This is a genomic window from Priestia sp. TSO9, from assembly GCF_021029645.1.
Lineage (GTDB): Bacteria > Bacillota > Bacilli > Bacillales > Bacillaceae_H > Priestia > Priestia megaterium_E.
Window position 1 is genome coordinate 1 of sequence record NZ_JAJEKD010000014.1, and the last position, 14,993, is coordinate 14,993.

Sequence of the window (14,993 nt, forward strand, 5' to 3'; positions counted from 1 at the left end):
AAGAAACAATCTTGATAACACGACTTTTCATTGTTTTATCCCCTTTTATAAATGTATTTTCATATGTAGTGTTCTTTTATAGCAAAATTAATTTTACTACACGAAACCATACGTTAATATAAAATAAATTGAATATTTTTACTTATAAAGGTGTAAAAAGTCATGTTATATATGATAATTAGTAGTAAAATGGAGGTAAATAGTAATGAAATGTACTATTTTAGGAATTTTAGTAGATTGACATTCTAAAATGATCTTATCTTTTTATCTCTAAGATACAGAAACATTAGTTTCAAACAGCCATTCGGAGCTTTTTTTTATTGAGACCAAAACTCAGAACAAAGAGTTGTTTACCTTTCTCAAATGATTGCACTAATAGAGGATAAAGGATCAACGATGGTCAAATAGAGAGAGAGGGGTGGTGTTGATGGAAAAGTAGCAAGAAATGCATCTATGCATTCGATGTATACCTAGGCAGGCACAGTGAATCGCAGGACAACTATAATTTAACTTATTTTAAAAATCCTATAAAAGGAGTAATGCACATGGAAAAAGAGCTCATATTTAAGTCTTATATGTTGCTATTTGAAATTGAAATAACAATAGTAAGTATCATCGAACATGAGATGATTACACAATATGGACCATTATGGCGACAACTTTTTTTTGTTAAGTGTGGAACTGACCTATATGACAATCTCCCATTACTATTCAGATTAACCCCCCTTCAAACTATCTTCACTGATCATGAATTATATGACTTATGTATATTAACAGATATTAAAAATACTCTAGTACAACTTTTACCCATTTCTCAAGATGACGTGGATCACCTTATTAGTGTCTTGCAGCACTTAAACCAGAAGAAAGCTCTCTTATTATTTATCTAATTATATTCAGTAATGGGTTGTTAAGAAGATCTTGTACCTAATAGAGGAACAAGTTTTTCAATGTGAGCGTATCGAATTAGAACGTGTGATATAGGAAGAAGAAATCTAGTCGTGATATACTAATAACAAACATAAAAGAAAATGGAGGGCACTATGACAAAACGATTAGATTTACGTGTCGATTTTGCGTTTAAATCGTTATTTGGCACACATGGAAATGAATCCATTTTAGCTGCCTTTTTAAATGCAGCACTTCGCTTTCCAGATGAAAAGAAGATTCAAACGGTTCAGTTATTAGATCCGCATTTTAATAAAGAAAACCAAGAAGATAAACGTTCGATTTTAGATGTACACGCGCAATTAGAAGATGGAAGCCGCGTCAATATAGAAATCCAACTTAATAATAAACATGATATGGAAAAGCGAACACTCTACTACTGGTCCAAAATGTATAGCAGCCAAATGAAAGAAGGCATGGACTACGGAGAGCTTTGTAAAACCATTACCATCAACATTGTAAACTTCCGTTATTTATCTCATATTAATCATTATCACTCCACCTTTCAGTTATATGAACGTGAACAAAAATTACTCTTAACGGATATGATAGAAATTCATTTTATGGAGCTACCTAAATTATTAATTAAATGGCGTAACAGAGAGGTAGATCCACGAGAAGATCAGCTTGTACGATGGTTATTATTGCTTGAAGCATCGGAAGATGAAGAAATCACTCAAGTATTGGAGGAGATTGCAATGCAAGAAGATCACGTGCTAAAAAAAGCAATAGATGAGTGGGAACGCGTAAGCCAAGATCCAGAAGTATTATTAGCTTATGAAGCCCGAAGAAAAGCATTGTTAGATGAGAAGTCAGCTTTAAAAAGAGCCGAAAGAAAAGGGAAAGAAGAAGCTATAAAATTAATGGCCATTGGAATGATCCAAGAAGGTATAGCGAGCAATATAATAAGTAAATTAACAGGGCTTTCTATAGAAGAAATTGAAAAGCTTCGTCATCAATAAATATAAAAAAGAGCTGTATCTAAAAGATACGGCTCTTTTTTCGAACATGGCAAATGTTTAATTTTCATGACAAGGAAATGAAACATCTAATCCCACTTTTTACAGTGTCATTTGTTTCTAAAAATTAGTATAGGGAGCAGACATAGAAATGATACATCCATTTTTTACCACGAATGCACTTCTTCTACAATAGGAAACTTAAAAGAAACAAGGAGGTGACACAACATGGCAAACAACAAAAGCAGCAACAACAATGAATTAGTAGTATACGGTGCTGAACAAGCAATCGATCAAATGAAATATGAAATCGCGAGCGAATTTGGTGTAAACCTTGGTGCTGACACAACTGCACGTGCAAACGGATCAGTAGGTGGCGAAATCACTAAGCGTCTTGTGCAAATGGCTGAGCAACAACTTGGCGGCGGACGTTTCTAATAAAACTTTATAATGATGGCTGAAGGAAGAATGGATATCCATTCTTCCTTTTTCCGTTTATAAGATTCGCCTGTTTATCGTATTTCAACACATCTAGAATGCTGCTTGTATAAAATTAAGAAACAAATCTCCCTTTTTAGTTAACTCCCCAGACATCTTGAGCAATTTTAATTATGTGACTAATTTTATTCCATTGTTCCTCTTCTGTTAACACATTTCCTTCTTCTGTACTTGCAAAGCCACATTGTGGACTCAATGACAAGTTAGCTAGAGGAACATACTGACTTGCTTCTTGGATTCTTTGCTTAATAATCTCAGTATCTTCTAGTGTAGGAAATTTAGATGTTACTAACCCTAATACAACAGTTTGATTGTTACCTGTAAAGCTTTTTAATGGTTCAAAATCTCCTGAACGGTTATCATCATATTCAAGGAAAAGCCCATCTACATCTAAGTTAGCAAAGATGGCATCGGATATAGTATCATAGCCGCCACTTGTGATATACGTAGATCTAAAGTTTCCACGGCAAATATGCATAGTAATGAGCATATCTTCAGGCTTTTTAGAAATAGCATCATTTAAGCAACTTACTCGAGTATCGATAATGTCTTTTACATCCATACCAAGCTTCTCAACAACCGCATTGATGCGTTCTTCAGAAACGAAATCAATCCAGGAAGTATCATCTAGTTGTAGATAACGGCAGCCTGCGTCGTAAAAGGCCTGAATAGCTTTTTGATAAGCAGCCACAGTATCATGATAAAATTGATCTCTGCTTCCCTTGTAATATGTATCTTCTTGAATTCGAGTAAATAACATGTTGGGGCTTGGAATAGAGAATTTAGCAACTTGGCTTCCATCACCATACTGTTCGACAGCTTCTTTTAAGAACGTAAAGTGTTCCAGCATATAATGATGATTGAAGTCTACTTTACCTACTACCCTAATCGCCTTATTTTTTGTTTTTGCACCTTTGAATTGGCTGATATATTCTGTTTCAAACTCCTCTACGCCTTCTAATCCTGATAAGAAGTCCAAATGCCACCATGAGCGTCTAAATTCACCATCAGTGATGGATTTAAGCCCTACCTCAATTTGTTTCTGGACAAGTTTTTCAATTTCTTTGTCCTCTACAGATTTTAAATCGCCCTTATTAATTTTCCCATTCGCATACGCTTCTCTCGCTTCTTTAAGGGGAATCGTTCGTAAAAAGCTGCCTACGTGATCAGCTTTAAATGGAGCCTTCACTAATGTCTTCGTCATGGTTTTATTTCCTTCTTTCTTTTCAAAATAAAAAACCTCTTCTTACAGATAAGAAGAGGTTAATAATCGTTATGGATTCTCTTCTTATCTTCAAGCAAATTGCTACTGGAATTGGCACAGTACTTTAACAGTCTGTTGCCGAGGCTTCCTAGGGCCAGTCCCTCCACCTCTCGAGATAAGAATATTCAATTTATTCAACTAGAAAAAAGGTTACACTTGTTTTCTTAGATTGTCAACAAAAATTCGAAAAATCAGAAATAATACACCTCTTACCTCATTACCTACTGCAGCAAAGGTTCTTTGTTATTTTTCGATTGGACAGGCAAGCTTACCGCAGTAGCTACATAGTATCTAAAGTATTGTAACTCCGTTATCTAATCAGTAGCTAGTTCAGTATTGCTACCTCGTTAATACAAGCCTTATAACTCTGTTGAAGCCATTTGTGGAATCTGTAAGGGAGCTGAGCCGAAGAGGCGAAGGGGGCGACCGAATGCGGGGAGCTAAAAAAACAGGCACTTCAAAAGCAAAAAAATTAAAAGATTGAAAGAAGGTATCAACATGAGAAAAACACAAAGGTTTCCTTTTCGAAAAATTTTTTCTCCATCCCCAAAACCACCTCTCAAGAGACCTCGTCCTTTCAAGGCTTATTCCTTTGTTCCTTTTAGTCCACTAGCCATGCTTGACCCCACTATTCTGACCCTAGGAGGCATTGTCTTAGGGGTTGCTATCATCGAACGAATATTAGAGCGATGGGGTGTCATTGATCTCGTTGATCAGTTCTCAAAAGTAATGCGCTTTATCTTGCCTGTCACCTTTTATGGGGCTCTATTTTACTTCTTTGCGACATTTATGTTTTAAGGAGGGTTCTAGATGTTTGAGAAACTAAAATTGCGTGGAAAGCTTATTAAAGCGTTTCGTACAGCAGAGATTTACCGGGTGGTGAAACGAGGAGACCGTACCTCCTATCTGTTTCCGAAAATTCATCAAATCGATAACCACCATACGTACACTCGGTACGCCTTTTCTTTACTAAATGGGATCGACCCTGAACTTTTAACGAAAAAAAGATGGGCCTTACGACAAGTATTAGGCGGTAACATCGAAATAAACGGCAACCTAAAGAATTTTAGTATCACCGTTCATCACAAAAGCCTACCTAAGATGCTCAATTATAATTATGAGGTTATTCATCCTCATATTGAGAAGATGGAGCTTCCTGTTTGTATTGGTCAAGATATCTATGGAAACCCCGTTTCATGGGACTTTGCGGATTTGGAAACCTTATTGATATCTGGTGAAATTGGAGCAGGAAAGAGCAGCTTAATGCGCGTGATTTTGACCACATGGGTGAAATATACACCGCCTGATGATTTGCGATTAGTATTAGTGGATCTTAAACGAGCTGATTTAGGTTTGTTTCATGGCATTGAACATGTGGATGCGCTTTGTTTTGAAGTCAAGGATATGAGAAAACCTTTTGCGTTACTACGAGCTGAAATGTATCGGCGAGGCGATTTACTGTTAGAACATGGCGTAACACATATCAGCAGGCTTCCTTTTAAGCTGCCTCGTATCGTTGTGGTAATTGATGAAATGTCCATAGTAAAGAGAGAAACGGAGCTTGTAGAGATGATTCAACAGTTTGCAAGCCAAGGTCGTGCGCTAGGTGTCCATACGATTATTGCCATGCAGCGCCCAGATGCTGATTTATTAAACTCTGCGTTAAAAGCTAATTTAAGGGTGCGGATTTCTGGAAGGCAAGCCGATGCCACGAATGCGAAAGTAGCTGGAGTACTCGGGGCAGAAGAAATTGATGCTGCAGCCAGGGGGCGCATGAAAATTAAAATTGATGAGGTGAAGGAGTTTCAAGCCTATTTCTTAGATGAAGAGGCTTGTAAGGAACTACTTTCACCTTATAAAACAAAGGTAAAAGATCCTGAACCTCAACTGGAGGTTGTGTCACAGTCTATCTTTGGATTGTTAGAGAAGGAGGAACAGCGATGAGCTTTCGGTTATCTCAGCGTGATAAAGACATCATTACGTTTATCAATCAGTTTCGGGCTGTGGATCGAGACTCATTAGTGGAACTGTTCTTTAAACAGCTGAAATCACCCATAAATGCGTGTAATAGCGTGATGGTACGTTTATATCGATTAGAGCTAATTGAACGCACTCAGCAGTATTCTCCGACGGTCTATTTACCTGTGGATGCGAAGATTAAAAAGAACTCTCAAAAAATATTACATTTCCTTTCCATTCTAGATATCTATAAACAAATGTGTACGTATAGTGTGCCTAAACAGGTTATTGTCGAAGATAAGCCCACAGGACGAAAAGGAGGCATTGAACCTGATCTCTTTTGTATCTTTAAAGGATCTCCTTTTTGGATTGAAATTCAACGTAATCATTATTCAGAACAGAAAATGCAGGCAAAGATTGACCTTTATGAGGAGTTCTTCTTTTCAGATGATTGGAAAGCCTTGCATTGGCAGCCTGAGGACCAATCAGCGATCTTCCCTTCTGTCATTTTAATTACACCTGTTCGGTATACTCTGTCTTCAGAGCATATTCGCATCATTCAAGTAGCAAGCATTCATGAATTAATGGAGAAATATAAGGGGTCTTCCAAACAAACAAAAGAAGTAAGGTCAAGAACCACCTCCTCTTCTGGGGGAATTAAAATCAACTTAACATAGAGTACTAGAAAAGTGTTTGTAATCACACAAAACAGGCTACCTCAAAATAATTAAAGGTAGCCTGTTTATACACCTTTCATCCGCGCATTTGCAAAGGGTTCTGAAAACAGCATAATCACTAACATAGAAAGAGTTAGATAAAGTTGAATCAATCCAGGCGTCTGCAGGAGACAAAACTGTCATACGCGGAGAAGGCAATGGATTTGCATACTGGTATCGAATGGAATTAATTCGTATAATAAAAGAGGATAAGTAGCAATACTAAGGCAACCGAGGAGGTGAGCGAATATGAGTCTACGAGAAGAACTACTGGCGCAGGAATATGAGGAAAGAAAAAAGCCGAGAGGATTCGTATACTTTACAGACGCTGACGGACAAGTTGTCGCTAAGACTTGCCGTGAATGCGGCGAATTAAAATATGCAAAGAACTATCATCATAAAAACGATGGGTTCGGTCACCTTGGACCATACTGTAAAGCTTGCGTTTCTATTCGTGACCGAGATTATTACATTGAAAATAGAGAACGAGTAAAACGAGTTAAAAATGCTTATTACCATAGGAAAAGAGCCGAGCAACTTTCTTTTAATTTATTTGAAAATAACGAGTAGGATTACGGCGGCCAATAAGGTCGCTTTTTTTGTTTAAATACTGATAAATTGACTAGAAGCTATCATTATTGCAATTACGCTTATTCGGTATGCATTATCCTTCGAACACATTCGTATTATACAAGTAACAAGCATTCATGAGTTGATGGAGAAATATAAAAGTTCTTCGAAACAAACAAAAGAAGTAAGGGTAAGACCATCAGCTTCTTCTAGTGGAATTAAGATCAATCTAACATAAGGAAATTACACGAGGAAAACAAGAAAAGCCCTTAATTAGTTAAGGACTGAAAGGGCTCTTCTTCGCTACGAATAAGTAATGGTTTTATAGTGGAACCATCGAGTCTATTTTATCATGTTTTTAACGTAAAAAAGTAATTTTTATCCTTTGAAAAGAAAATTTTCAAAATAAATACGACTAGTTAGAATTAACATTTAGGCTACGACAGTTAAACAGAAGAGATATAAGGAAACAAAGAGAAAGTTTAAGAAGGGCAATAAACTGAATGGAAGAACGAGAACTAGTCATTCTCTTAACGATAAAAAAGCGCTTCGTATAATTACGTAAGCGCTTTTATTTTATTCTACATCAGTTAGGGCCTATATTGTTCAGAAGTAATTACATCACCTTCCACGAGAACATAAGGGTGTGTTTTCATTAAAATAGTTTGGAGATACTCGGGCATCCTCTCTCCTTTGTATGCACAAATTAATGGAAATGAGAGTTTATTCACCGCATCATCCACAATTCTTTCAAAATCTTCAATGAGATGTAACGGATCTTCCATCGTACTCCATTCTACATGTGCCCATGATCTAAAAGAAAGATTATTTTCTAGATAGAGCTGTACACTCTTCTCAAAGTAAGCAAGAATAGCAGGAGGATGATAACTACCACTTGAATAATAGAAATCAAAGTTGTTTATACGATGAATTTTTTTCATTTGATCCGTGGTCAAGAGTGCTTTTAAATGGTTATGAATAAAAGGATAAAAACGGTCATTTTCAATAAGAAGAATGCAATCTCCAGCAAGAACCCCCTCTTGAATATAACTTACAGCTTGTTGTATATACGTTTCTTGCTGGTCATAAGAATACAGTATATGAACACTCTTTTGTTCTGCAAACAACTGATTCATTTTACTTTTCAATACACAATCCCTTCTTTCTTGTCGCTTTCTTATTATACGTGGATTGTGTAGGTAGAATATAGTGGTAATTTATTGAATTTTCAAAAATTAACTACGTGCATAAGGGGCGTTTTTATACATTACTCTAACCTCCGTCTTCAACCAAAGTCTTGTTAAATCAAGAATGTATAAAAGTTGTATACTCTGTAAAAAGAACCCCAGACAAAACCATTATGCCACAGGGAATTCTTTTTGTGATATGTACCAGAAGAGGTTTTATGTTAACTAACCATTAGTACAGAAAAGTTGTATTGGAGATGAATGGACTGGGTTTTGCGGGGATTTACCATTACAAGGCATACATTAACCAATGCCTTCTATTAGTTAGAATAGAGAATCTTATATACTTAAATTATTAATCTATATGTGTACGTATATAATATGTCTACCTCATATATCGAAAAAGTCATTGGCTTTTTTATTCTTGTCTATTGTTCTAGCCGTTCTCATAATCCTTTTTAGAGTAGATGCACTCGGAATGTATTCATTATTATTGCATAGTTTTGAAATTGTTGTACGAGATACCTTACTTTCTTCTGCAAAATCGCTTTGAGAGATACCTTTTTTTTCTAACCATCTACCAAACTTTGAGCGTCTTGGATTCTTCCACCACATTATCCTAAACCTCCTTTTTTAATATTTTGTCCATTCTGTTTAACTTTTTATACATTTTTTCAAAAAAAATGAACATAATGGACAAGGTATCTCTCATATTGTTTATTAAGACTTAGAAAGGTGCTCTATGAAGAACTGGGGTGATTACATATGACCAAGGAATTAGCTCTTTCTTTATTAAACTCAAAACATGCCTATTTGACTCTAAAGGGAAAACAGATGTTAGAGGATATTTTAAAGAAATTGAGTGATGAGGAAAAGAAATAAGAAGCTAAGATAACCTATAAGGATACTCAATTAATAAGTGGGATAAACTGATGGAAATAATTTTAACGATTTGAATATGATTTAATGCCCTATTGGAATAATGTCGATATTTTGGTCATAGTCATATAGCATGAATACAGTTAAGACCGCCTTATAAACTGATACATAATGGGCGGTCTTTGTTATAGGTATGAATAGATTTTGAGTATAATGGAAAATAAAAAACAGACTGCCTCAGAGAACGTAAGAACGCCTCTAACAACAGCAATTCCTAAATTATCACGCCAGAAAACACAATTTAATCAGTGAAGGAGAAAAGAGAATCCCATCTATCCTTATAGAGTCCTCTCATTTATGGAAGAAAACAATAGATACTATTAAAGTGTAAAATATAACATTTTCAGGCATAACGTAAGTTTCTATGCTTCTACAGAGCTACCTTTCTTATAAAAAGGCTGTTTCACAATATTAATGTGCAATGGAAAGGACTACTATGTGGGACCAGTAAGAACAATCACAAAAAGGTAGGATTTATTGAGGTAACTTCTTTTTCCGTAGTCGGTGTAATCTCCGTTGAATTCCATGTGCTGATCTACCGATTAGTTGGCCAATTTCTTGTTGAGTACGACCTTTTTGATAAAACATGTACCATAGACGGGCATCTTCCTCTTCAGTCCACTTTTTATTTTCATATTTAGGCCGATTAAAATAATCATATTTTCTTTGTTCCTTTACCCAGTCGGGTTCTGGAATAAGAGTATTCAGGGATACCTTAGAAAAATTAATCAGTTCCTTGTTCTGTTGTGCCCATTTCCAAAAGGCTGCTACGTCAATTCCTAAAAATGTTCGTGTGTTTGCTCTCAAGATGTTATAGGGCAATTCTCTTTTCTGAATCCAGTTATAAATGGTATGAACATCAACTTGCAGGCACTCTGCTAGTTCATATACTGTAACATTTCCCAGATGAACTCTTACGCCACGTATACCTAAACGATATAACCTAGACTCTAATGCTTGTATACTTCGCTTTAAGCGTCTAGATATTTGGTCAAGTGACTTAACTCCATACCATTTTACTAAGTATTCATCTTCTTTCTTTGTCCATCTACGTAATGACGTTTTTCGTACTAATTTTAACAGCCTAATTCGATTCGCAACAGAAGAAGGGCTCTTGCCTAAATGTTTTCCAATCTCTCGATTGTTCATCTTATTAATATTTACTTTTAAGAAAATATCTTGGTCAGGGGACCATTTTTTGCGTATGCCATTCTGGTTGTTGCGAAGTTGTAGTCGTGAGACCCGTTTATTAACCGATTCTTTACTACGATTTAAACATTCACCAATTTTTTGGAGTGTCATCCGCCCATATTGTTCTTTTAGAAATAAATCTTCTTCCTTCGTCCACAGTTTTTGATTTTTAGTCACTATATCTCCCTCCAATTCGCGACCTAGATGCATAGAAAGCTACGTATAGAGAATAGTAGTGAAGATGTTCATCTTACCTCAACAGAGATTAAATCCTGTTTCATTTACCTTTTTATCCATTGGACATAGGTTATCACTTTGTTTAGTCTGTTTTTGTCTAATTTGTCAGTGAAACTCTAAACAATCGTTCCTTTTTCTTTGAGTTCTTACTTTTGATACTCATATACAACAGGAACTTTATCCATTTTGACTGTTTTAGCGACCACATAACGACGGTATCCATCTTTTAAGATCTTTGATTCTTTTTCAATCGTCAAAGGCTCATCGAGGCGCCCTGTACGCTTCACAAAATCAATTACCTTTTGTGTTTTTTCAGGGTTTGGTCGTGTCTTTAAGAACTCTTCAGGAACAATAATATCATCAAAGCTTACAAGATCCTGTGTGCCTTTTGGTTGATTCGGTAGGGTTTTCGGTTTTGGCTCAGCTTTTTTCTCTTGTACAGGTGCTTCTTTGACTTCTGGCTGTACCGTTTCTGCTTCTTTCTTCTGTTCATTTGCTACAGGTTGAGAAACAGGTGCTTGCGCTTCTTCCTGTTTTTTAGATTCCGTCTTCTGCAGGGCCTCAGGAGACGCAGAAGCCTCTTGTTTAGGGTCTTTTTTCTCTTCCGATTGATTCTTCTCTTTATCATTCTTGTTAGGAAGGACAGTAATCTGGAAACAAATTACTCCTACTTCACCAGGGCATTCATCAATGGGAATGTCTAACGTTGGTTCCCCTTGAATTAAAAATTTTTCATGCATGATGCTTTTCTTCGTGAGCCCCGTTTTATTAAAGGCTTTCTTCGCAACAAACACCGTATACGAAATAAAGGTACTCTTCTTTAATCCTTTAGGCGCAGATGGTGACCCTTTTTCACGCATATCAAAGGCAACGTAGCGATCATATTCTCGTAAAGGTCCTGTGGCTGATCCAGTTAAGGTAATTTTATGTGGCATAATAGTCTCCTCCTGCGTAAATTATTAGTTATTGTTTATTTAGAACACAGTTCTAAATAAACATATTCTATTAAAACATCAGCTTCTAAAAGATTTCTACTTTTTTGATTAGGAAGCTGTGTCTTTTAACTGGTTGTATTGACGCAAACACTCTTGTTCCTCTGGCGTTAAACCTTGTCCTAAGTCTTGTTTTACCTGAGCTATCTCCAACAAGCTATACGTGGAGCTATGCTGCTGCAGCAAGTTTTCTTCTTCTAGCGTGAGTTCTTGTCCTAAATCTTGCTTTAACTGAATCATTTCAAGCTGTTGATCTACTGTAACTTCTGCTTCTTGTTTAGATTGACCTTGCTGCTGTTCTGCTTTTAACCAATCTGGAACAAGTTCTTTACGAATAATTCGTTTTGGTGTAGCCAATAGTGTTTCTTTACTTTCGTTATGTATAACTTCTTGTTGATTTGCGTATACTGATGAATAATCCTGGTATTTAGGCTTTGCTAATTCATAGAATTGATTTTTCGCAATTTGATAGATTAATCGACACATATCCCGTAGGGATAAAGGATTGCTTTGTTGATTGGCTTCATGCACATACTTATCTAATCCCACAATGGTTGAATACGCAATTTCATGTACTTGCTCTTTTTTAATCTCCATCTTCGTATCTCGTTTTACGGCTTTGGCAGCATTTTGAATACGAGCATAAAAGTCTTGTAGTTGATGTCCATACTTACCTGCATAAACTTGATTCACTTTCTTAGGCACACCTTTGATATAGCTGAATGACTGTGAAACAGACATTAAATGATTATTTATATGATTTACAGGTAAATCAAGGTTAATAAAGGCATCAGGTGATTTATCGGCCTCTAAGCTTGGTGTATCAACGTTTTCAGCACTTTCTGGAGACGTCACAGGACGTGTCACAGGAGTGGTCATTTCTTCTTGTTGAAGCGTTTGTATGCCTGTTGTATCATGGGCAAAAAAGATTTCGTCGCAAACGTGCTGAAAGTTTTTATGGCTTTTAAGGATAAATACATAACTGTCAGGATGAGTACCTGTTGCATCCTCTTTAATGTAACGTGCCACAAGTACAAACGGAGTCGCTTTTAACGAGCGTACAAAACGAGAAACCGTACTTTTGGAAACATTAAATTTCTTCATCAGCGTTTCAGAACGAATCGCTTGAATGCCCGTAGCCACTAGGTTATAGATGACGTGATCGAGCATTTCCATCCTCTTCTTAGGGAACTCTTTATGTATAGCAGATTGTTGTTGTTTAAAATGGGTACGAAGACTTTCTAAAAACTCTTCTTTCTTTTTACGAAGCGTGGACTTGTTGGTCCATAACCATTTGAACCGTCCATTGAAGGTATCTACATCTTTTAAATAACAGGTTAATATTTTTGTCATTTGTTCATCTTCTCCTTTAAGGAACACAAAAAAGACACTGTTTCCCTGGAAAAAGGAAAACAATGCCTTGATTTTGATGAACTAAGCCCTTGAAATAGATGTCAATTTCGTATAAAATAAAAACATAAGTTTTATTTTATAGAAAAACTAACTCTATTAACAAGAGACTTCGACAAGTGTTTTCCCTACCGTAATTAGGGTGAACGGTTTAAGTGTGTTGGTCGCACTACTTAAACAGTTGAAGTCTTTTTTCTATTCCGGACATTTTTGTTAGTTTTATTATAGCGTTAATTAATCTCATAATTCAATAAAAATTAGTAATATATCTCAAAAGAATTCTTTTTAACTGTTTTTCCCTAACAATAAATTCGTTTTATTATACAATTCATTTTAAAAAATGAGGAGGGTCAAAAAAATACCCCTCCTCAATATATTGAAAATATGTTATAATCAGTAACTTTTATAATGAGCTTACAACACTATAATAATAAAAAGCTTCTACTAGGTAGAAGCTTTTTATTATTTACCCATTAATTTTTCCCACCATGTTTTTTTCTTTTCTAACTCTGCACTAGCAGAAGCTTCTTCAATCATTCTTTTGCTTTCTGATAATCCTTTTCTTAACTCACCAATCAACTCAGTATCTTTTCTGTTTATCATTTGCTTTAATTCTTGATTGGTTTGGCTAACTTTCTGTAACTCTTCTACTAACTTTTGATTAAATTGCATTTGTTGTGTCATTTGTTGTTCTTGTTGTTGTAACATTTTTTTTATTTCACTCAGCTCATCGTTTATAGAGATAGAGCCTTTCTCTTCTTGATTCTTGACTGTAATAGTTATAGGAAGCCCATCACTTGCCAAATTATCGTTTACATCATCTTTTAGTAAGCCCTCACTATAGAGCTCACGGATTTTTTTTAATAGATCTAGTGATTCAATACTTATTTTATAGCGTCTACCTTCTTTTTTGAAATTCAAAAACTGTTCATGATTAATTAAATATCTTTTTAATGTTTCAGGAGGAATATTGGTATACTCAGATGCTTCTGGTACACCAATAAAATTTGCACTTTCAGAAGTATTCATTCAATCCACCACCATTTACTAATATTTTATGTACATTCACTCAGTTCATAGTCGTTCACGTATGATTTTTATGAGTATTCATTCGATTCACGGCTAATTACTCACCTTGTTTACTTATATTCACCCAGTTCACAGTCATTCACCTGCTGGGCTTGCGGTTGTTCACCCAGTTCACAGTCATCTGTTCATTTAATTTTATATGATTTCGACAAAAAATCAACAATTCCTGTTTCAAATTTGTGTATATGGTTTATATTATGAACTATTAAGATATTAGTTTAACTTAAGTTATACTTATGTGAATGGTAATGTGTTTTGTGGTGAATGTATGGTGAACTTATGTGGTTTTTAGTTTAACTTAAGTTTTGAGAGTCAGAAAAGGCGATCGTTAAGTTAGACTAAAGATCAACTTGTTGTTTTTGTTAACACCAATCTCTGTTTTATAAAAATAGGAGAGAACAATACAACAATAAACCAATAGCATTTATTATCTATTTTTAAGAATTGAATTAAGGTAATTTCTATTTCAAATGTAGAAAATGTTTATTGAGTTCATGGAACATTTAGGATTGATTAGAGTAACAAAAAATTCTTTTTTATAAAAGATGAAACTATAGACTATCATATGAATCAAAAAATGGTAAAAAAGCAGTTTTATTTATTTTAATGTGAACAAAAAGAGATTTCATATATTAGAAATAAAGGGAATGCTTCAGAAGGAAAAGGATCAGGTCAAGGCACATCTTTACAAGATAAAATGCAAGCCTCTGGTCAGAATGGAAGTACAAATGGAGGCAGCTCTTCTTTAGGAAGTGCGAGTACACCTGTTCATGAGGAAATCGAGACTTCCGGTTACGGTGGGAGTACAAGTGAAGGTAGCTTTTCTATAGAAATAAGTTACCCTATACCAACAAGAGAACCTTCTGCTTCCATGCCGACAGGGGTGGATCAAGCACAAGTGGTACGGGACAACGTCAAAGAGAGCATAGGAAAGGTAAAAGAACGTATTGATCATTCACAAACGGTCCATGAAACAAAACGCTCTTATCAAATTGGACGAAATACAGGGCGAGATTTACGAAACCTTGGATGAA

Annotated in this window: 15 protein-coding genes and 1 riboswitch; of the genes, 8 read left to right on the plus strand and 7 right to left on the minus strand. The window is 35.5% G+C overall.

The features are described 5' to 3' along the window. Positions 1-545 precede the first annotated feature (545 nt). From LJC66_RS14300 to LJC66_RS14310, 3 genes are all read left to right on the plus strand, one after another. On the plus strand, positions 546-890 hold the full coding sequence (locus LJC66_RS14300; RefSeq protein WP_230932829.1) for a hypothetical protein: 345 nt from the start codon (positions 546-548) through the stop codon (positions 888-890). 153 nt (positions 891-1,043) lie between these two features. Further along, positions 1,044-1,910: an Rpn family recombination-promoting nuclease/putative transposase gene (locus tag LJC66_RS14305; RefSeq protein ID WP_211079995.1), complete on the plus strand. Its 867-nt coding sequence runs from the start codon at positions 1,044-1,046 to the stop codon at positions 1,908-1,910. Positions 1,911-2,135: 225 nt separating this feature from the next. Beyond that, positions 2,136-2,345, plus strand: a complete 210-nt coding sequence (locus LJC66_RS14310; protein ID WP_230932830.1) for an alpha/beta-type small acid-soluble spore protein — start codon at positions 2,136-2,138, stop codon at positions 2,343-2,345. Positions 2,346-2,481: 136 nt separating this feature from the next. Here the strand turns inward: LJC66_RS14310 and LJC66_RS14315 are convergent, their stop codons facing one another. Next, positions 2,482-3,609 (minus strand): 5-methyltetrahydropteroyltriglutamate--homocysteine S-methyltransferase, encoded by a 1,128-nt coding sequence (locus tag LJC66_RS14315; RefSeq protein ID WP_230932831.1) that lies wholly within the window; start codon positions 3,607-3,609, stop codon positions 2,482-2,484. Between the two features lie 81 nt (positions 3,610-3,690). Next, a riboswitch (SAM riboswitch) is annotated at positions 3,691-3,791 on the minus strand. A gap of 376 nt (positions 3,792-4,167) precedes the next feature. On the opposite strand from LJC66_RS14315, the gene LJC66_RS14320 reads away from it, so the two are divergent. From LJC66_RS14320 to LJC66_RS14335, 4 genes are all read left to right on the plus strand, one after another. Beyond that, the gene (locus LJC66_RS14320; RefSeq protein ID WP_230932832.1) at positions 4,168-4,467 is read left to right on the plus strand and encodes a hypothetical protein; all 300 of its coding nucleotides are present in this window, start codon (positions 4,168-4,170) and stop codon (positions 4,465-4,467) included. A gap of 12 nt (positions 4,468-4,479) precedes the next feature. After that, entirely contained in the window at positions 4,480-5,613 is a 1,134-nt protein-coding gene (locus tag LJC66_RS14325; protein ID WP_230932833.1) for an FtsK/SpoIIIE domain-containing protein, read from the plus strand. Then, a complete protein-coding gene (locus tag LJC66_RS14330) occupies positions 5,610-6,305 on the plus strand; it encodes a hypothetical protein (RefSeq protein ID WP_230932834.1) in 696 nt (231 codons plus the stop codon). The genes LJC66_RS14325 and LJC66_RS14330 overlap by 4 nt, the downstream gene beginning before the upstream one ends. 288 nt (positions 6,306-6,593) lie before the next feature. After that, positions 6,594-6,914, plus strand: a complete 321-nt coding sequence (locus LJC66_RS14335) for a hypothetical protein (protein WP_016766664.1) — start codon at positions 6,594-6,596, stop codon at positions 6,912-6,914. Between the two features lie 590 nt (positions 6,915-7,504). Here the strand turns inward: LJC66_RS14335 and LJC66_RS14340 are convergent. The 6 genes from LJC66_RS14340 to LJC66_RS14365 all read right to left on the minus strand — a co-directional run bounded on the left by LJC66_RS14340 (position 7,505) and on the right by LJC66_RS14365 (position 13,899). Then, positions 7,505-8,062: an MEDS domain-containing protein gene (locus tag LJC66_RS14340; RefSeq protein WP_230932835.1), complete on the minus strand. Its 558-nt coding sequence runs from the start codon at positions 8,060-8,062 to the stop codon at positions 7,505-7,507. Between the two features lie 429 nt (positions 8,063-8,491). After that, positions 8,492-8,716: a helix-turn-helix domain-containing protein gene (locus tag LJC66_RS14345; RefSeq protein WP_016766661.1), complete on the minus strand. Its 225-nt coding sequence runs from the start codon at positions 8,714-8,716 to the stop codon at positions 8,492-8,494. A 798-nt stretch (positions 8,717-9,514) separates the two neighbouring features. Continuing rightward, complete coding sequence (locus tag LJC66_RS14350) at positions 9,515-10,408, minus strand: sigma-70 RNA polymerase sigma factor region 4 domain-containing protein (RefSeq protein ID WP_230932836.1); 894 nt, start codon at positions 10,406-10,408, stop codon at positions 9,515-9,517. Positions 10,409-10,614: 206 nt separating this feature from the next. Continuing rightward, a complete protein-coding gene (locus LJC66_RS14355; protein WP_230932837.1) occupies positions 10,615-11,403 on the minus strand; it encodes a ParB N-terminal domain-containing protein in 789 nt (262 codons plus the stop codon). Between the two features lie 108 nt (positions 11,404-11,511). Then, the gene (locus tag LJC66_RS14360; protein WP_230932838.1) at positions 11,512-12,813 is read right to left on the minus strand and encodes a replication protein; all 1,302 of its coding nucleotides are present in this window, start codon (positions 12,811-12,813) and stop codon (positions 11,512-11,514) included. 519 nt (positions 12,814-13,332) lie between these two features. Then, positions 13,333-13,899 (minus strand): hypothetical protein, encoded by a 567-nt coding sequence (locus LJC66_RS14365; protein WP_057240758.1) that lies wholly within the window; start codon positions 13,897-13,899, stop codon positions 13,333-13,335. A 757-nt stretch (positions 13,900-14,656) separates the two neighbouring features. On the opposite strand from LJC66_RS14365, the gene LJC66_RS14370 reads away from it, so the two are divergent. Continuing rightward, complete coding sequence (locus LJC66_RS14370) at positions 14,657-14,992, plus strand: hypothetical protein (protein ID WP_230932839.1); 336 nt, start codon at positions 14,657-14,659, stop codon at positions 14,990-14,992. Position 14,993: the final 1 nt, after the last annotated feature.